The 17714-nt window shown below is 61.8% G+C and carries 16 protein-coding genes; 6 read left to right on the top strand and 10 right to left on the bottom strand.

All coding sequences use genetic code 11. The annotated features are described in order from the left end of the window. The first annotated feature begins 53 nt into the window (after window positions 1-53). Together GRF63_RS02885 and GRF63_RS02880 are read left to right on the top strand one after the other, a co-directional pair. Window positions 54-998: a LysR family transcriptional regulator gene (locus GRF63_RS02885; RefSeq protein ID WP_237392261.1), complete on the top strand. Its 945-nt coding sequence runs from the start codon at window positions 54-56 to the stop codon at window positions 996-998. A gap of 177 nt (window positions 999-1175) precedes the next feature. Further along, the gene (locus tag GRF63_RS02880; RefSeq protein ID WP_160484476.1) at window positions 1176-1742 is read left to right on the top strand and encodes a DUF4440 domain-containing protein; all 567 of its coding nucleotides are present in this window, start codon (window positions 1176-1178) and stop codon (window positions 1740-1742) included. A gap of 101 nt (window positions 1743-1843) precedes the next feature. Here GRF63_RS02880 and GRF63_RS02875 read toward each other — a convergent pair whose 3' ends face one another. Genes GRF63_RS02875 through GRF63_RS02865 form a run of 3 tightly spaced genes read right to left on the bottom strand, consistent with a single transcriptional unit; the run spans window position 1844 to window position 6660 of the window. After that, on the bottom strand, window positions 1844-3358 hold the full coding sequence (locus GRF63_RS02875; RefSeq protein WP_160484475.1) for an aldehyde dehydrogenase family protein: 1515 nt from the start codon (window positions 3356-3358) through the stop codon (window positions 1844-1846). A gap of 3 nt (window positions 3359-3361) precedes the next feature. Continuing rightward, the gene (locus GRF63_RS02870; RefSeq protein ID WP_160484474.1) at window positions 3362-5014 is read right to left on the bottom strand and encodes a GMC family oxidoreductase; all 1653 of its coding nucleotides are present in this window, start codon (window positions 5012-5014) and stop codon (window positions 3362-3364) included. After that, window positions 5011-6660, bottom strand: coding sequence for a GMC family oxidoreductase (locus tag GRF63_RS02865; RefSeq protein WP_160484473.1), 1650 nt, complete (start codon window positions 6658-6660; stop codon window positions 5011-5013). The genes GRF63_RS02870 and GRF63_RS02865 overlap by 4 nt, the downstream gene beginning before the upstream one ends. A 173-nt stretch (window positions 6661-6833) precedes the next feature. Between GRF63_RS02865 and GRF63_RS02860 the strand changes: the two genes are divergently transcribed. Next, on the top strand, window positions 6834-7331 hold the full coding sequence (locus GRF63_RS02860) for a MarR family winged helix-turn-helix transcriptional regulator (protein ID WP_160484472.1): 498 nt from the start codon (window positions 6834-6836) through the stop codon (window positions 7329-7331). Window positions 7332-7433: 102 nt separating this feature from the next. Then, window positions 7434-8921, top strand: a complete 1488-nt coding sequence (locus GRF63_RS02855) for a lignostilbene-alpha,beta-dioxygenase (RefSeq protein ID WP_160484471.1) — start codon at window positions 7434-7436, stop codon at window positions 8919-8921. A 329-nt stretch (window positions 8922-9250) separates the two neighbouring features. Here GRF63_RS02855 and GRF63_RS02850 read toward each other — a convergent pair whose 3' ends face one another. From GRF63_RS02850 to GRF63_RS02820, 7 genes are read right to left on the bottom strand one after another with little or no spacing between them, the layout of a single operon-like run. Continuing rightward, a complete protein-coding gene (locus tag GRF63_RS02850) occupies window positions 9251-9874 on the bottom strand; it encodes a DUF305 domain-containing protein (RefSeq protein WP_193504476.1) in 624 nt (207 codons plus the stop codon). Next, window positions 9875-10291: an ion channel gene (locus GRF63_RS02845; protein WP_109808976.1), complete on the bottom strand. Its 417-nt coding sequence runs from the start codon at window positions 10289-10291 to the stop codon at window positions 9875-9877. Beyond that, window positions 10288-12654: a heavy metal translocating P-type ATPase gene (locus GRF63_RS02840; protein WP_160484470.1), complete on the bottom strand. Its 2367-nt coding sequence runs from the start codon at window positions 12652-12654 to the stop codon at window positions 10288-10290. The genes GRF63_RS02845 and GRF63_RS02840 overlap by 4 nt, the downstream gene beginning before the upstream one ends. A gap of 39 nt (window positions 12655-12693) precedes the next feature. Further along, the gene (locus GRF63_RS02835; RefSeq protein WP_144097308.1) at window positions 12694-13158 is read right to left on the bottom strand and encodes a DUF411 domain-containing protein; all 465 of its coding nucleotides are present in this window, start codon (window positions 13156-13158) and stop codon (window positions 12694-12696) included. Beyond that, window positions 13158-13541, bottom strand: coding sequence for a hypothetical protein (locus GRF63_RS02830; RefSeq protein ID WP_109808973.1), 384 nt, complete (start codon window positions 13539-13541; stop codon window positions 13158-13160). The genes GRF63_RS02835 and GRF63_RS02830 overlap by 1 nt, the downstream gene beginning before the upstream one ends. An 11-nt stretch (window positions 13542-13552) precedes the next feature. Continuing rightward, entirely contained in the window at window positions 13553-14182 is a 630-nt protein-coding gene (locus GRF63_RS02825; protein WP_239987542.1) for a DUF2231 domain-containing protein, read from the bottom strand. Further along, window positions 14179-14454 (bottom strand): metal-sensitive transcriptional regulator, encoded by a 276-nt coding sequence (locus GRF63_RS02820; RefSeq protein ID WP_109808972.1) that lies wholly within the window; start codon window positions 14452-14454, stop codon window positions 14179-14181. The genes GRF63_RS02825 and GRF63_RS02820 overlap by 4 nt, the downstream gene beginning before the upstream one ends. 93 nt (window positions 14455-14547) lie before the next feature. Here GRF63_RS02820 and GRF63_RS02815 point away from each other — a divergent pair, with 93 nt between their 5' ends. Together GRF63_RS02815 and GRF63_RS02810 are read left to right on the top strand one after the other, a co-directional pair. Continuing rightward, window positions 14548-16368: a copper resistance system multicopper oxidase gene (locus GRF63_RS02815; protein WP_109808971.1), complete on the top strand. Its 1821-nt coding sequence runs from the start codon at window positions 14548-14550 to the stop codon at window positions 16366-16368. Further along, window positions 16368-17588 carry a copper resistance protein B gene (locus GRF63_RS02810; protein WP_109808970.1) on the top strand — a complete coding sequence of 407 codons (1221 nt, stop codon included), beginning with the start codon at window positions 16368-16370 and terminating at the stop codon, window positions 17586-17588. Before GRF63_RS02815 ends, GRF63_RS02810 begins: the two co-directional genes overlap by 1 nt. Window positions 17589-17714 lie beyond the last annotated feature (126 nt).

Genomic DNA, 17714 nt, shown 5'->3' with positions numbered 1-17714 from the left:
AGTCGGGCTCATGCTGATTGACTCTGGCCAACTGTTCAAGGAGGGAAGAATGCATGGAAGACAGACCTGACCTGGGCAATGTAATGGCGATGATTTCGTTCGCCGCAGTCGTAAGCACAGGTGGCTTTTCGAACGCTGCCAAGCTTCTAGGATACTCAAAGGCTGCCGTCAGTCGGCAGATCGCCAAGCTGGAACAGAGCGCTGGCGTTCGCCTGCTGGATCGCACGACGCGGTCCGTTTCCCTCACCCCTGCCGGGCGCGAGATGTATGCGCGCTGCGCCAGGATCGTGGACGAGGTGAACGAGGCCAACCAGATCATCACCGGCATGCTGTCAAAGCCGCGTGGAGAACTGAAGGTCAATGCGCCGGTTGTCGCATCGCTGTTCGATCTCACTTCCATCGTCCCGCGCTTCCTGAAGACCTATCCCGACATGAGGTTGTTCCTCAACCTGTCGGACAGCAAGGTGGATATGCTGAAAGGCCGGTTCGACGTGGCCTTCTGGATCGGCGACACCTTCGATGCCAGCCTGGAATCCGTGCGGTTGCGCGATTATTCAATGGTTCTGGTGGCGGCGCCCGGCTATCTCGACAAGACCGATCGGCCCACCGCTCCCAACGATCTGAAGGATCACACCTGCATCGTTGAAACGCACCTTTCCAAGGTGGGCGAATGGCGGTTGTCCGAAGATGTGTCCGTCGCCGTCAATCGCGGGCCTTTGACGAGCAATTCGGTTCGCATGGCAAGAGAGGCCACGCTGGAAGGGCTCGGCATCAGCTATCTGCCGCGTTTCCTGGTGCAGGACGATATCGCCGCCAACCGGCTGGAGCCGCTGTTGACCGATATCGTTACCAGAAGTCTGCCCCTGCACATCATTTTTCCACGCGGAAATTTCGCCCTGTCGAAAGTGCGGGCCTTCGTTGATTTCGTCCGAGACGAGATGCAGGTTGAAGGTGGTGCGGATCAGGGCGGCGTGCTGGGCCTGGCCTCCGCCATCTAGGCATCTGGAGCGAGGCATTGCCCGCGCCCCGCCCGGTCCAAAGGCCGCAAGACACCGATTACTGGCCTGAAATGCGATTGCCCCGCTGCATTGCCGCGCCGAAACTGTGGCCTCGGTAAAGCACGTGGGTGCCTGGCCCCTAACGGCCCCGCGCAAGCGATTTTAGGAGAAGATATCGTGATCGGATCAATCAACAAAGCATGGGAAAGCCTGAAAGACGGCGGATCGCGTGAGACTTTGGCCTCTGACGTGAGCTGGCCCAGCCTTTCGCGCGGTGAATTCCTGCGCGTGGCAACAGCCGGCGCACTGGCCGTGAAAATCGGCGCAGGCTCCGCAGTGGCGCATGCGACAACGGCTAGCGCAGCGGCTCCGGTGACCGACATCGATGCTTTTTACGATGCCTGGCAGGAACGCTTCAACGCGGGCGATCTGGATGGCCTGACGGACCTGTATGTCGAAGACGTCACCTATCTGAACCCGGACGAAAAGATGCTGGCCGGTCGCAGCGATGTTCGCAGCGATTTCGAAGGGTTGCTGGCGATCAAGCCGACCATCGTTTTGGGCAATCGCAAGCACCTGGTTTACAAGGATATTGCGCTGACGACCAATCACTGGCGCCTGAATTTCCAAAATCCGGATGGCGTACTGCAGGAAATGACGGGTGGCGGCATCGAGGTTATTCAGAAGCAGGCCGACGGCGGATGGCGCTTCATCATCGACGACGCTTCACGCTCAGCCGTCTGATTGAAGACGCGGCCAGGCGCCGCGACTTCGCATCGATGCCGAACGACAAATTCCACCCCGGCCTCACCGCCGGGGTGGAATGCGTTTGAGGCCGCGCAAGCTTACAGGTTGATCGTGACGGACTTGATCTCTGTATAAGCCTCGATCCCGTTGCGGCCATTCTCGCGGCCCCAGCCCGATTGCTTGAACCCGCCCAGCGGCATCGCCGGATCGGGGCCGCCAGCCCCGCCGTTGATACGCACCATGCCTGCACGAATGCGCTTCGCCAGTTTCAGTCCGCTGGACATGTCCCGCGTCCAAATGGCGGAGGACAAGCCGAAACTGGTATTATTGGCGGCAGCTGCCACCTGCTCGAGATCGTCATCACCAAAGGTCTGCGTACACAGCACGGGGCCGAAGATTTCCTCTTCCACCGCCTTCATGCCGGGTGCCGTATCGGCAAGCACTGTCGGCTGCATGAAGTAGCCGCCCTCGCTCCCATCCACCGATGCTGCCCCGCCGCCGGTAACCGTGGTGGCGCCTTCGCTGGTGGCGCTGTCGATATAGCTGCTGACCCTGTCGAACTGCACCTGGCTGACCAGCGGCCCCATCTGCGTTTCAGGCGACAGGCCCGATCCCAGCTTCAGCGATTTGGCGAAACCGGCAAGGCCTTCCATCACCTCGTCCCGCACGCTTTCGTGCACGAACAGGCGCGATCCGGCGGCGCATACCTGGCCCGCATTGCCGAAAATGCCCATCGCGGTGCCGGGAATGGCTTTCGACAGATCGGCATCGCCGAAGATCACCACCGGGCTCTTGCCACCAAGTTCCAGCGTCACTCGCTTGAGGTTATCCGTGCAGGCGTGGACGATGCCCTTGCCCGTGGCGGTGGAGCCGGTGAAGGAGATCTTGTCCACCAGCGGGTGTTCCACCAGTGCCGCGCCCGCCGTTTTGCCATAGCCGGTAACGATGTTGACGGCGCCTTCGGGGAAGCCTGCCTCGGCAATCAGCTCTGCCAGGATCACCGCCGATAGCGGTGTCTGCTCGGCAGGTTTCAGCACCACGGTGCAGCCCGCGGCCAACGCCGGGGCAATCTTGGCGACGGCCATCACGAAGGGGAAGTTCCACGGCACGATCGCGCCCACCACGCCCACGGGTTCGCGGGTGGTGAAGGCATGCCATTCGCCGGGGTTGGAGGGGGTGAAGGTTTCCCCGTTCAGCTTCGTCGCCCAGCCGGCATTGTATCGCAGCTGCTCCGATGCGGCGGACACGCCGCCGAAGAATGCCATCATCATCGGCATGCCATTGTCCAGCGTTTCGGTCAGCGCGATGCGGCTGCCGTTGGCTTCCACCAGATCGGCAAGGCGGGTGAGCGCACGGGCGCGCTGCGCCGGGGTCTGGCCGGACCATGCGCCGCTATCGAAGCATTTCCGCGCGGATTTCACCGCCAGATCGATGTCTTGCGCATCGCCCGATGCGACAGAGGCAAACTCCTCCCCCGTGGCGGGATCGATCACGGCGAAGGTTTCGCCCGATGCGGCTGGCTGGAACTTGCCGCCGATGAAAAGCTCTCTCGATCTGGCGGACAAGTCTTTGCGAAGATCATCGAGGATGGAAATGTCGACGGGCATATTCATGGGTCAGGCTCCTGACAGGGATTGGCTGGTTTGGCGCACATCTTGCGCGGGAAGCGGATCTTTGCCGAGGATCATGTCCGCGGCCTTTTCGGCCACCATGATGGTGGGCGCATTGGTGTTGCCGCCGGGAACGGTCGGCATGATGGAGGCATCGACAACGCGAAGGCCAGCGATGCCGTGAACCCGCAGCTGCGGATCGACAACGCTCATCGAGCCTGTGCCCATCGAACAGGTGCCGACGGGATGCTGCGTCACCTCGGCGCGGGCGCGGATGTATTCGTCCAGTTCTTCATCGCTCTGCAAATCCTCGCCGGGCAGGATTTCCTCACCTGTCAGGCTGGCCTGCGGCTCTGTGCGATAGATTTCGCGCGCCAGGCGAATGCCGTCACGCGCGGTGCGCAGGTCTGCAGCGTCAGAGAAGATGTTAAGCGTGATGGCGGGAAAATCCTGCGGATCGGCGGATGCAAGTTCCAGCCAGCCGCGGCTCTGCTGATGCAGCAGGATCACGTCGGCGGTGATGCGATCGTCCTGCCGCTTGCGAAAGAAGGGGAACCACACCTGCGCATCCATGCGGATGGGGTTGCTCCACAATTGGATATCGGGCCGCTCCAGTTCTGGCCGGGTGCGGATCACGATGTTGCAGCTGTTCAACTGGCTGGCGAAGCTGCCCGTGCCCAGCAGTCGCCATTTCAGCACCGACAGCGCCACCTTGTCCGCGCGCAGTTCGTTGAGGAAGCTGACGGGCTTCTGCAGGCCGAAATGCACCGGCACGCGCGGGTGTTCGGACAGGTTGCGGCCCACGCCCGGTAGATCGTGCTGCACGGCGATACCCTTGTCCTGCAGATGCGCGGCGGGGCCGATGCCCGACAGCATCAGGAGTTGCGGCGAATTGTAGCTGCCGCCGCACAGGATCACCTCGGTTCGCGCATTGGCCGTCCTGCGCTCGCCCTCATGGTCAAACTCGATGCCGGTTGCGCGCTTGCCATCCAGCAGCACCCTTCGGGTGAGCGCGCCGGTCATCACGGTGAGGTTGCCGCGATCGCGCACCGGATCGAGATAGGCGCGCGCCGTGCTGGCGCGGCGGCCCTTGCTGTCCACGGTCAGCTCGCCGCGGGCAAAGCCTTCCTCCACCTCGCCGTTCAGATTGTCGCTGGTGCTGAACCCTGCGGCCTCGGCAGTTTCCATCAGCGGTTCGTGCAGGCGGCCTTCCGTCTGCACCGGCACCACTTCCAGCGGGCCATCATGGCCGTGCCAGCGGGTGTCGTCGCTCCAGTGGTTTTCCATGCGCTTGAAGTAGGGCAGCACCTCGGAATAGCTCCAGCCGGTGCAGCCCTGCTGGCGCCACTCGTCAAAATCGCTGGAATGGCCGCGCATGTAGAACATGCCGTTGATGGAGGATGATCCCCCCAGCACGCGCCCACGCGGCAGCATGATCTCGCGCCTGCCCAGATGCGGTTCGGGCTGCGATTTGTATCGCCACACGAACTGCGATTTGAACATCGCCCGCATCATGCCCAGTGGCATGTCCAGCAGGAAATGCCGATGCTCTCCGCCCGCTTCCAGCAGCAGCACCGAATTGCCCGGATCGGCGCTGAGCCTATTGGCCAGCACGCACCCGGCAGAGCCTGCGCCCACGATGATGTAATCGTATGTCATGCCGCCGCCTGCTGACGGGCTGCATGGCCACCATGCCTGATCAGGTCAGCCGCCTTTTCGCCAATCATGATGGCGGCGGCATTGGTGTTGCCGCCCACGATGCGCGGCATGACGGAGGCATCGGCCACGCGCAGCCCGGCGATCCCGCGCACGCGCAACTGATCATCGCACACGGCATCGGGGCCGGTACCCATCGCACAAGTGCTGGTGGGATGCAGCGCGGTGTTGGTGGCCTGGCGCAGCCAAGCATCGATTTCGTCATCGCTCTGCACTTCGGGGCCGGGGGCGACTTCACCCTTGATCACATCTGCCACGGGAGAGGTTGCCATGATCTGCCGGATTTGCGGGATCAGGCGGCGGAAGAAGGCCTTGTCCGCCTCCTCCTTCAAAACATTGTTGAGGATGCGCGGGGCATCGAACGGATCGGCAGAGCGCAGCTTTACCCAGCCCCGGCTTTCCGCGCGCAGCAGCACGCAGGCCATCGAGATCACGTCATCCGCGGATTTGCGAATCCCCGGAAACCATGGCCGCGCGAAAATGGTGGTGGGCTGGAGCAGGCATTGCGCATCGGGCCGTTCCAGATCAGGGCGCGTCTTGATGAAGCCATTGGCCGTCACCGGCATATTGGCCAGCCGCCCCTTGCCCGTCAGCAGCCATTGCAGGCCGGAAAGCGCAATCCTGTCATACCGCAGTTCAGGGTTCAGCGTGACCTTGCGATCCGCTTTCCAGATCATCGCCACGGATGGGTGATCCTGCAGATTGCGACCCACGCCGGGCAGATCATGCACCACATCAATGCCATGTTCGCGCAGGTGATCCGCCGGACCGATGCCGGAAAGCATCAGCAATTGCGGCGAATTATAGGTGCCGCCACTCAGCACGATTTCGCGGTTCGCCGCCACGCGGTGATCGTTGCCGTTCGGGCCGCCCTGCCGGTAATGCAGGGCAACGGCGCGGCCATCCTCGATCTCGATCCGGGTGGCATGCGCTTCGGAGATCACCGCCAGGTTCGGGCGGTCCATCGCCGGGAACAGGAAGCGGGAGGACGTCGATCCGCGCCGCCCCTTGTGGATGGAGATATCCGGCGACCCCCAACCTTCCTGATCCGGCCCGTGGTGATCCTCTTGCGTCTTGTAGCCCAGCTTCTCGGCCGATTTGATGAAGCGGGGGAACAGTTCATCATCGGGAATATGCTTGGTGATGGAAAGCGGCCCGCCCTTGCCGTGGTATTCGTCCGCATCGCCCCAGTGGTTCTCCGATTTCTTGAAGTAGGGCAGGACATCGTCATAGCTCCACCCCTCCAGCCCTAGCTGGCGCCATTCATCGTAATCGCGCGCGTTGCCCCGCGCATAAAGCATGCCGTTGATGAGGGAGGAGCCGCCAAGCCCCTTCCCCCGCGGCTGGCGGATGCAGCGATTATCGGCGAAGGGTTCTTCCTCGCCCGCATAATTCCAGTTGTACCGCTTCACGCCCATCACGATGGGAAAGGCGATGGGCATGGACAGCAGCGGATCGTTTTCCCGCTTGCCGGCTTCCACCAGCAGCACCGTGTTATCCGCATCTTCGGACAATCGCGCCGCCAGCGTGCATCCGGCAGAGCCTGCGCCAACCACAATGTAATCAAAGGCTTGCAAATCGCCGTCCATGGTCTGACCTTACTATTCCCGATATGGCATTCGCGAAAAATCCGTTGCGCGCATTGCCGGGGCTACATTGCATGACTAATCAATGAATCGCACAAAGCGGCGTGTAGCGGCATAGACTTGTCGCCGCAATCTGCCGCATGTTCGAAACCGCAAACGCACGCAGGGATCTGGATTTGGCTGACGATAAAACTCCGCAGATATCGGCCGTGGAATTATCCGGCTGGCACCTGGAAGACCTGGACTTCCCCACCTTCAGAATGGCCCTGCTGGCAAAGGTGATGGACCGGCTGACGATCCGGCAATTGTCAGAGAAATTCGGCATTTCATATGCCCACTGGCGCGTTATCGCACGGCTGGGCAGCACCGCGGATGGCGCAACGGTGGGCCTGATCGCAGAGCAGGCGCGCGCCGACCGGGCCGAGGTAAGCCGCGCGGTATCCGCGCTTGAAACCCAAGGCTTGCTGGCGCGCAAGGAAGATGCCTCGGATCGCCGGATGCAGGTGCTGAAACTCACGGCCAAGGGCAAGGCCCTGTATCGCAAGGTGCTGGCCACGCGGGCAGAGTTCCATCGCAATCTCACCAGCGATCTTTCAGCAGATGAAATTGCCCAGTTCGATGCCCTGATCGAAAAGGTTCGCGCCGCGCTGGAGGCTGCGGTGGAGGAGGATTGATGCATCATTCCGGTCATTGTGTTGACAATGACCGATAATTGCAAAGATGCAAACCTCCCTGTATTGTTGACACGATCCAGTTTCAGCCAAGGTCATGCAGTGATGAGCACCTTTCCCGATACGCCCAGCTTCACAGGCTTCAACACGCCCAGCCGGATAGAGGCTGACATCATGGACCTGCAGCACGAAGGGACGATCCCCGAAGGGCTGAACGGTGCCTTCTTCCGCGTTCAGCCCGATCCGCAATTCCCGCCGCGCTTGGGCGATGACATTCCGTTCAACGGGGATGGCATGATCAGCCGTTTCCATTTCCACGATGGCCAGTGCGATTTCAGGCAACGCTGGGCCCAGACAGACAAATGGAAGCTGGAGCGTGACGCTGGCGAGGCCCTGTTCGGCGCCTATCGCAACCCCCTCACCGATGATGAAAGCGTGACGGGCAGGCTGCGCTCCACCGCAAACACCAATGCCTGGCTCTTCGCCGGAAAGCTGTGGGCGATGAAGGAGGATTCTCCGGCATTGATCATGGACCCGGTGACGATGGAGAGCGAAAGCTTCGAAACATTCGACGGCGCGATGAAAAGCCAGACTTTCACTGCCCATCCGAAAATCGACCCCGCCACCGGCAACATGGTGGCCCTCGGCTATGCCGCCAGCGGCCTTTGCACCGATGACGTTTCCTACATGGAGATAGACAGCGCCGGAAAGCTTGTGCGCGAGGAATGGTTCAAGGTGCCATACTACTGCATGATGCACGATTTCGCGATCACACCAGATTATCTGGTGCTGCACATCGTGCCGTCCGTGGGCAGCTGGGAAAGGCTGGAGCATGGTAAGCCGCATTTCGGCTTTGACACAACGATGCCCGTGTACCTGGGCATCATTCCGCGCCGGGATGATCTGCGCGATTCAGATATCCGCTGGTTCAAGCGCGACAATTGCTTTGCCAGCCACACCGTGAATGCATGGCAGGATGGCACGAAGATCCATTTCATCGCGCCCGAAGGAGAGAACAACGCCTTCCCCTTCTTCCCCGATGTGCATGGCGCGCCCTTCGATCCGATCGCAGCCATGCCGCGCCTTACCCGCTGGACCGTGGACCTTGCCAGCAACACGGATGAATTTGCCGAGATCAAACGGCTGACCGATACCGCCAGCGAATTCCCCCGCATCGATGACCGCTTCACCGGACAAAAGAACCGCTACACCTGGGGCCTTGAAGTCGACATGGATCGCCCGGTCGAACTGAAAGGCGGCAGCGCCACCGGCTTCATGATGAATTGCCTGTTCCTGAAAGATCTGGAAACAGGAGCGGAAAAGCACTGGTGGTGCGGCCCCGTCTCCTCCTTGCAGGAACCATGCTTCATACCGCGCACCAAGGATGCGCCGGAGGGTGACGGCTGGATCGTACTGGTTTGCAACAGGCTAGAAGATCACCGCAGCGACCTGCTGATTTTCGATGCCCTGGATATTGAGAAAGGCCCGCTGGCAACGATCAACGTGCCCATCCGGCTGCGCTTCGGCCTCCACGGCAACTTCGCCCGCGCCGAAGACATCGGCCTTGCTGACCCCATACTGCAAAGCGCCTGATCGCGCTCGCGCGGTGAGTCGAATTTTTGGAGAAAACTTTTGAAATGGTGCCAGAAGAGGCATCACATTCGAGCTAGTTTTTTAAGTCTTATCAGATGGTTAGAAATTCGGCTATCTCCAAAAAGCCCTCAAAAGGCCCTCAAAACCCGTCTAATGCATTGGTTCGATGCCTTTTTCAGGACTCAGCATTAGCGCTAATCCCGCTTTGATATCGTCATTGCAAGTCAGCAAGAACGGTCAGCAAACCACCTTCGCACAGCCATCCGATCACGTGGTTATCCCGCAAATTCACGTTTTCGCAAATTGCGGGATAAATCATCTCGAAGCTTCTATTCGTCCACCGTAACCTCGTCGCGCACCTCCGGGCTGATAGGACGCTCAACCGCCTGTTTGGCTTCCTGCAATAGCTCTGGTGTGAGATCGGTCGTCCGCGCGGGGAGTGGCGTGCCGTCGCCCATCTCACCGTTCCTTTCGATATCTTCGATCAGCAACTTCATCTCTGCAATTTCTTTGACCTGAGCCTCGATGATCGAGTCCGCCAGCTTGCGAACACGCGGATCGGTGATCTCGGCCCGCGCGCTCGTCATGATTGCGATCGAATGGTGAGGGATCATAGCGGACATGTACTCTTCGTCGTTGACGGTCGCCTGGCTGCGGACCAGCCACAGCGCCACCGCAAAGACCAGCGCGCCTACGCCCAGGATGATGAAGTTCTTGGTCTTGTCCTTGTACATGCCCCACATGAAGAGGAGCATGACGATCATCATCATGCCGCCCATAACGAACGTCATCCAAAAGCGCGTCTCGCTCCAGAACACGTGATTAAGCTCGTATGTGTTTAGATACATCAGGCCGAACATGATCGCGGTCGACGTCGCCACCATCGCCATGAAGCGCCAGTAGTGGCTTCCACCACCGTTCTGCTGGTGGTCCGCGCTGTGGTTGTCAGCCATTCAATCCTCCTGTTGGCTCATCGTCTTGTATACGTACTGGGCTGTGCAGCTGATCAGGATGAAACCCGTCAGCGACGCGATGCCCGCAATCACCCTGAGATGATCGGTTGGATAGATGTCGCCCAGGCCCACTGTCGTCACGGTGATCAGGGCGAAGTAATAATAATCCATGGGCAACATGGCCGGTTCCTTGGCGAACCCGCCAAGACCGAGCGAGGCTGCCCATGCGAAACCGGCCGCGAAGACAACGGCTACCATCATGTGGCTGATGAGAACGAGCAATGAGCCGCCCGTTAGTCTCAGACCGGTCGGCGCAAGCCCCGGCGGTGCAAGCTTCTTCGCCAGGCGCAGCATGGCGAGATGCAATGTCAGCGAAGCAAGGAAGAGCGCTATTCCGATAGCCGTTGCCGCGATCATGCCCGACCTTCGCTCAAGGTTGGAAGGCTGAGCCCGCGAAGACGCAGGGCATTGGCGATGACCGACACCGACGAGAGGCTCATGGCCGCGGCGGCGATCATTGGATTGAGAAGAAGGCCAAAGGCGGGAAACAGCACGCCCGCTGCCACCGGGATGCCGAGCGCATTGTATCCGAACGCGAATACGAGGTTTTGGCGAATATTGCGCATGGTGGCGCGCGACAGGACGATCGCCTGGAGAACACCGGTCAGGTCGCCGCGAACCAGCGTGACGCCAGCGCTTTCGATTGCCACGTCGGTGCCGGTTCCCATCGCAATGCCGACATCCGCCGCCGCCAGCGCCGGCGCATCGTTGATGCCGTCCCCTGCCATCGCAACGCGCTTGCCGGCGGCCTTGAGAGCCTCGATCTTGCGATGCTTGTCCTCGGGCGACACATTGGCCTCGACCTCGTCGATACCGAGCTGGCGGGCCACGGCTTCGGCGGTGGCCCGGCTATCGCCGGTCAGCATGACCACTTCGATCCCGCGCTCGTGCAGCGCCCGAATGGCCGCAGCGCTGGTCGGCTTGATCGGATCGGCGACCGCGATCAGCCCTGCCGGTGCGCCATCGATGGCCACGAACATCACGGTCTGGCCCTGGGAGCGTCCGGCTTCTGCGGACGCGAGCCATTCCGCATCATCGATACCGAGCCGCCGCATCAGTTTCTCGTTACCAATGGCGACCTTCCGCGGTCCCACGCGCGCCTCGACACCCTCGCCGGTAGTCGACGACAAATCAGACGCTGCCTCGAACGCCACGCCTCGCGCCTTGGCGCCTTCAACTATTGCATGGGCAAGCGGATGCTCGCTCCCCGATTCGACCGCGGCGACGGCGGAAAGGAACTCGGCCTCGTCCAGGCCCACTCGGGGAGTGACGGCGACGAGATCAGGCTTGCCCATGGTGAGAGTGCCCGTCTTGTCGACCACCAGCGTGTCGATCTTTTCGAGCGTCTCGAGCGCCTCGGCGTTGCGGATGAGGATGCCGTGCTGGGCGCCCTTGCCGGTCCCGGTCATGATCGACATCGGCGTTGCGAGGCCGAGCGCGCATGGGCAGGCAATGATGAGAACGGCGATTGCGTTGACCAGCGCATAGGCAAGCGCGGGGAATGGCCCCCAGATGGCCCAGACGATAAAGGTAACGACCGCGATCACGACCACGGAAGGCACGAACCAGGCCGCGACCTGATCGGCCAGACGCTGGATCGGTGCGCGGCTGCGCTGAGCTTCGGCGACCATTTGGACGATCTTGGACAGCATCGTGTCCTTGCCGACCGCGCCCGCCCGCATAACGAAGCCGCCGGTCTGGTTGACCGTTCCGCCGATCACCTGGTCGCCGGCCTTTTTGGAAACAGGCAGCGGCTCGCCGCTGATCATGGACTCGTCAATGGCGCTCGCGCCCTCGGTCACTTCGCCATCGACCGGCACCTTGTCACCCGGGCGGACGCGGAGCAGGTCACCGCTTGCCAATTGGTCGAGCGACACTTCGCGCTCGTCGCCGCTGCCGAAGATCTTGAGCGCGGTCGGCGGCGCAAGTTCGAGCAGTGCACGCAGCGCGCTCGAGGTCGAGCCCCGCGCCCTGAGTTCGAGCACCTGGCCAAGTAGGACGAGCGTGGTGATGACCGCCGCTGCTTCGTAATATACCCCAACCCGACCCGAATGATCGCGGAAGGCGGGCGGGAATATATCGGGAAGGAGAGTCGCGACGAGGCTAAACAGGAATGCGATCGCAACGCCGAAGCCGATCAGCGTAAACATGTTGAGGTTGCGGGTCCTGAGCGACTGCCATGCGCGCTCGAAGAAAGGCCAGCCGCCCCAAAGTACGACCGGTGTAGCGAGGGCCAGCTGCGCCCATTGCGCACGTGCCGGTTCGATCAGCCGGTCGAAGCTGATCCCGGGCACCATGTCGCTCATCGCGTAGGCGAACAACGGCAGGGTGAAGAGCGCGCTGACCCAGAAGCGGCGGGTCATGTCGACGAGTTCGGGATCGGGGCCATCCTCGAGGCTGACCGTCTCGGGCTCCAGAGCCATTCCGCAGATGGGGCAGCTTCCCGGTCCTACCTGCCGGATCTCGGGATGCATGGGACAGGTGTAGATCGTCCCTTCGGGAACGTCTTCGACCTGCATGGGATGCGCGCCCGACAGATAGTGCTCCGGATCGCTGACGAACTTGTCCTTGCATCGTGCCGAACAGAAGTAATGGGTCGCGCCATCGTGCTCGGCGACATGAGCCGCGCTTTCGATCGTCACGCTCATGCTGCAGACGGGGTCGACGGCGGTAGCTTCACCTTCCGCGTGATTTGCGTGGTGGGTGTCGCAACAGCTCATGGATTGCCTCCTCTGCTTCGCAGGTGCGTATGACTGAAATCAGGGATAGGATGCGAAAACCTCGCGGCGGCCGTTGCCGAACGCTATTACCTGGTACGGTTGGACTTTGCCCCCCGCTTCCATGCCGGGCGATCCGAGCGGCATACCGGCGACCGCGAGCCCTTCGACCCAGTCGGGCCTTTCCGCGAGCAGGCGTTCGACTTCGGCGGCGGGTACGTGGCCCTCGATGACGTAGCGATCCGCGATCAGGGTGTGACACGAACGAAGGTCATCAGGGACGCCGTTCTGCGTCTTTACCGACGCCATGTCGGGGTGATCGACCGTGGCGACTTCGTGCCGGTCGCCCTGCCGCATGTGCGCGGCCCAGGCTTCGCAGCATCCGCAGCTGGGATCGCGATACATGGTGAAGCTGGCTGCCTGCGCCGCGCCCGTACAGGCTGCGAGCAACATCGTGCCAAGTATGGGGAGAAGCGGGCGACGGGTCGGATTTCTGCGTTGGCTCATCAGTTGTGTCCCATTGCTTTCATGTCTTCGTCGGACATGGTGGTCATGTCGTGGCCCGCATGCGGATCAGCGGCGGGCGTTGCGGCTGCCGTCGGCGTGGGGGTTGCGACGGGTGCCGGCGCGACCTTGCGAGCGGAAGGCACGGGCGCACTGGTGGTTGCAGGCTGCGGACTCGACGCGGCGACTGGCGCATCAGATCGCGGCTCGGAGACCGGCTCGGTGACCGCCTCGGAAGCAACCGGAGCGGGGGTAGCGACAGCCGCCTCGGCTGCCGGAGTTTCCTCCTCCACCGGAGCGGCGGCATCACTGCATGCATACAGCGGGAGCAGGAGCGCTGGCGCAAGCAACGACTTTCCGGCGCAGGCGAAAGAATTGAAACGCATGGCAGGCTCCTTCAGAGTTTGAGGTGATTGAGACCATGAGCGAGTTCGCCGCCCATGTAGCCCTGAGCGATCAGTAGGACCGCAAGCGGAAAAAGCGTCAGGCGAAGAGCAAGGCGCGATTGCGGATTTCGGTAAGCGATCCAGGCTGCCACCAGGCCAAGGGCGGCGATCAGCATCCCGTTCCAGCGGTGAAGCTGCATGACGGTATCGCCGCCGAACCACAGTCCGGTATGTATCCACCCGAACAGCGCTGCCACGACAGATCCCGCAGCGCCGCCGTAGATCATGATCTTCATGGCCGCTTCGCGTTCTGAAGTACGGCGGGACATTACGAACATCTCGATTAGCGCAGCCATCAGCAAGAGCGCTATCGGGAAGTGGACGGTTGCCGGATGCAGGCTCTTGAGAGCTCCGGTTATGCCTTCACTCTCAACCTGCTCGGCATCATGGCCTTGCGTGGTTTCGTTGGGAACTGCGGCGCTGCCCATCGTTTCCATTTCGTGACCGGGCTGAGCACGGACCTCAGCGGTTACAGCAGGACGCGTGCCCTCCTCCCCATGCTTCTCGTCGCCGTGCGCGAACGCAACCGTTGCCGAGAGAAGAAGAGCCAGGCTGGCCAAAAGGCGTAGAACGGAGTTCACCGCTTGGCCTTCTCGAAAAGGTCGACCAGTTCGCCGAATTTCTGCTTCTGTTCGTCGGCGTCACCGCTGGCGATCGCTTCAGCCACGCAGCAAGCCGCATGGCGCTTCAAGATTTCGCTCTCGGCACGGCCGAGAGCAGCTTTGATCGCCTGGACCTGGTTCAGGACGTCGATGCAGTAACGATCATCCTCGATCATCTGCGCCACGCCGCGCACCTGTCCCTCGATCCTGCGAAGACGATTTACGATGCGGGAACCATCGGTTGCTGCCACGTTTAGCACTCCATCGGCGACGATACCCTCCCGGGTATCTTGCAATACTCCTGGGGGGTATATATGTCAGCGGCCGAAGGAGTTGCAAGACCCATGAGTGAATTGCTGGTTTCGCGTCGACGACTTTTGGGAGCGGGAGCGGTCGGTGCAGGCGCCTTGGCCCTGCCGGCCTGGGCCCGCGGCGCCGACCTTCACGGCGGCGGCCCCATCCGCGCTGGCTTCGATGAAGTCTCGGGTCGGGACATCGCGCTGACCATCGGCGAAGGCCCGCGCGTCGTGCAGGGCCGCCGCGGACACGCAGTCGCCGTGAACGGTAGCGTGCCCGGTCCGCTGGTGCGCCTGCGCGAAGGTCAGCCGGTTCGCCTCGCGGTTACGAACACTCTTGATGAGGACAGCTCGATCCATTGGCATGGCCTGCTGCTGCCGTTCCAGTTCGATGGCGTCCCTGGCGTCAGCTTCCCCGGAATTAAGCCGGGTGAGACCTTCGTCTACGACATCCCTGCGCTTCGCCAGCACGGCACCTACTGGTGGCACAGCCATTCGGGACTGCAGGAACAGGCGGGGCATTACGGGCCGATCGTGGTCGAACCCTCCGGCCCGGACGCGGTGCAGGCAGACCGCGATTACGTGCTGCTGCTGAGCGATTTCACCCCGCTCCACCCGCACACCATCATGGACAAGCTGAAGAAGGGCGAAGGCTACTTCAATTACCAGCAGAACACTTGGACCGACGACTATCCGCTCTCTGGCGAAGACCGGCGGATGTGGGCGCGCATGCGCATGATGGCGACCGACATCCTGGACGTGACGGGCTCGACTTACACCTATCTCGCCAACGGACGCGGCCCGGAAGAGGGTCTCGAGTTCCTATTTAATCCCGGCGAGCGGGTGCGGCTGCGCGTCATCAACGGCAGCGCGATGACCTTCTTCAACGTCCGCATTCCCGGGGTGAAGTTCTGGGTGGTTGGCGCCGATGGGCAAAACGTGCGCCCGGTCGAGGTCGAGGAGTTCCAGATCGGCACGGCGGAGACCTACGACATCGTTGTCGAGCCGACCGGTGAGGCGCGGACAATCGTGGCCGAGAGCATGGACCGGTCGGGCATGGCGGTGGCGACCCTCGCCTCGCGTCCCGGCGCGCGGGCTCCTATCCCGCCCTTGCGCGATCCGCCGCTTCTGACGATGGCGGACATGGGTATGAGCCACGGGTCGGGTGGAATGGACCATGGCAGCGGCGACATGGCCGGCATGGATCATACGGCCATGGGCCATGACATGTCATCGCAGGGTGCGACCCCCGATCCGATGTCCGGAATGGATATGAGCGGCATGAACATGCGCGACACGTCCCTGCTGCCGCCCAGTGTGAAGGTCGGCCCCGGTATCGACATGGTGTCGATGAATCCGGTCGATCGCATGGGCGATCCTGGCCTTGGGCTGGACGACGTGCCGCACAAAGTCCTGAACTACAAAGATCTTGTCGCGCTCGAACCGAACGACGATCTGCGCCGCCCGTCACGACAAATGGAGATTCATCTGACCGGCAATATGGAGCGCTACATGTGGTCGTTCGACGGCAAGAAGTTCACCGCCGTGAGCGACGATCCGATCCGCTTCGCCTATAACGAACGCGTGCGGGTCAAACTCGTCAACGACACGATGATGGCGCACCCGATCCACCTGCACGGCCATTTCTTCGAACTGGTCAACGGCGCGCCTGCCGATCGCCAGCCGCAGAAGCACACGGTGATCGTCCAGCCCGGCGGCAGCGCGACCTTCGACCTCACCGCCGACGAACAGGGCGACTGGGCCTTCCACTGCCATCTGCTCTACCACATGCATTCGGGCATGTTTCAGATCGTGACCGTCGCCAAGCCGCCTTCGGCACCCGATGTGAAGCGGGTGGGAGAAGACTGATGCGCCTGGTCGTCGCCATGCTCCTCGCGAGCGCCGCAACTCCCGCTATCGCACAGGACCATTCAGGTCACGCGCTGCCTAGCGCGCAATCGCCAGCCCAGACCGAATGCGAACAGGAAGCCGCACGCCATCGCGCCATGGGCCATCCGGTGCCCGAGGGGGCTTGTGAGCCTGCCACGCCACCGGGGGAACCAGTCTCCGCCGATCGGCACGAGGGCCATTCTGGCATGGATCATTCGCAGATGGACCACGCTCAAATGGAAGGAATGGACCATTCCGCCATGGACCATTCGGCGATGGATCATAGCGAGATGCCGGCGATGGAACATTCCAATATGGAAAGCATGGACCACGCGGCGATGGGCCATGAAGGGATGCAATCGTCCGGCCAAGCGCCGATGGACCATCAGACGATGGACCATGGAGACATGGACCACGGAGCCATGGACCATGGCACGATGGACATGACACCCATCCCACAAGGACCGCCTCCGGCAGCGGCGGGATCGGGACCGCCCCGCGCCGCCGACGCGATCTGGGGCGCCGAAGCGATGCGCGCCTCGCGCGATGCTCTGCGCGCCGAGAACGGCGGGATGAACGTGTTCTGGTTCCAGGGCGATCGGGCTGAGTATCGCGCACGGGAAGGTGGCGATGGTTACTTGTGGGACGTGCAAGGCTATTACGGCGGCGACCTCGACAAATTCTGGTTCAAGAGCGAGGGCGAAGGTACCTTCGGAGAGAAGCCCGAGTCCGCCGAAATCCAAGGCCTTTGGAGCCACGCGATCGGTCCTTGGTGGGACCTGCAGGCTGGTGTTCGACAGGACCTGACCGGTCCCGAACGCACCCATGCCGTCATCGGCGTGCAGGGACTTGCACCTTATATGTTCGAGATCGACGCGGCCGCGTTCCTGTCCACCAAAGGCGATCTGACGGCACGTGTGGAAGCCGAACTAGACCAGCGCATTACCCAGCGCCTGATCCTGCAACCGCGCGCCGAAGTGAACCTGTCAGCGCAGGACATTCCCGAACTGGGTGTCGGAGCAGGTCTCGAATCGGTCGAACTCGGACTGCGGCTGCGCTACGAATTCGCGCGTGAATTCGCGCCCTATGTCGGCGTTGAACAGGAATGGAAGGTGGGCCAAAGCGCCGACTATGCCCGCATTGCGGGCGAGGATCCGAGCGTGACCAACTACGTTGTGGGCGTCCGATTCTGGTTTTGAACACCGCCGCTTAGTGTGGGCGAATGGCGGGCCTTCATTTTTGATGTGTTCAATTTAGGACAGCTAATGAACATCCTATTTGGATGATCACGTAGCTTTTTTGGGACTCAACATTGGTTCTGCGGC

Origin of the sequence: Aurantiacibacter rhizosphaerae, assembly GCF_009807005.1 — a bacterium.
Taxonomy (GTDB): domain Bacteria; phylum Pseudomonadota; class Alphaproteobacteria; order Sphingomonadales; family Sphingomonadaceae; genus Alteraurantiacibacter; species Alteraurantiacibacter rhizosphaerae.
This window is presented reverse-complemented; position numbering and strand designations above follow the sequence as displayed.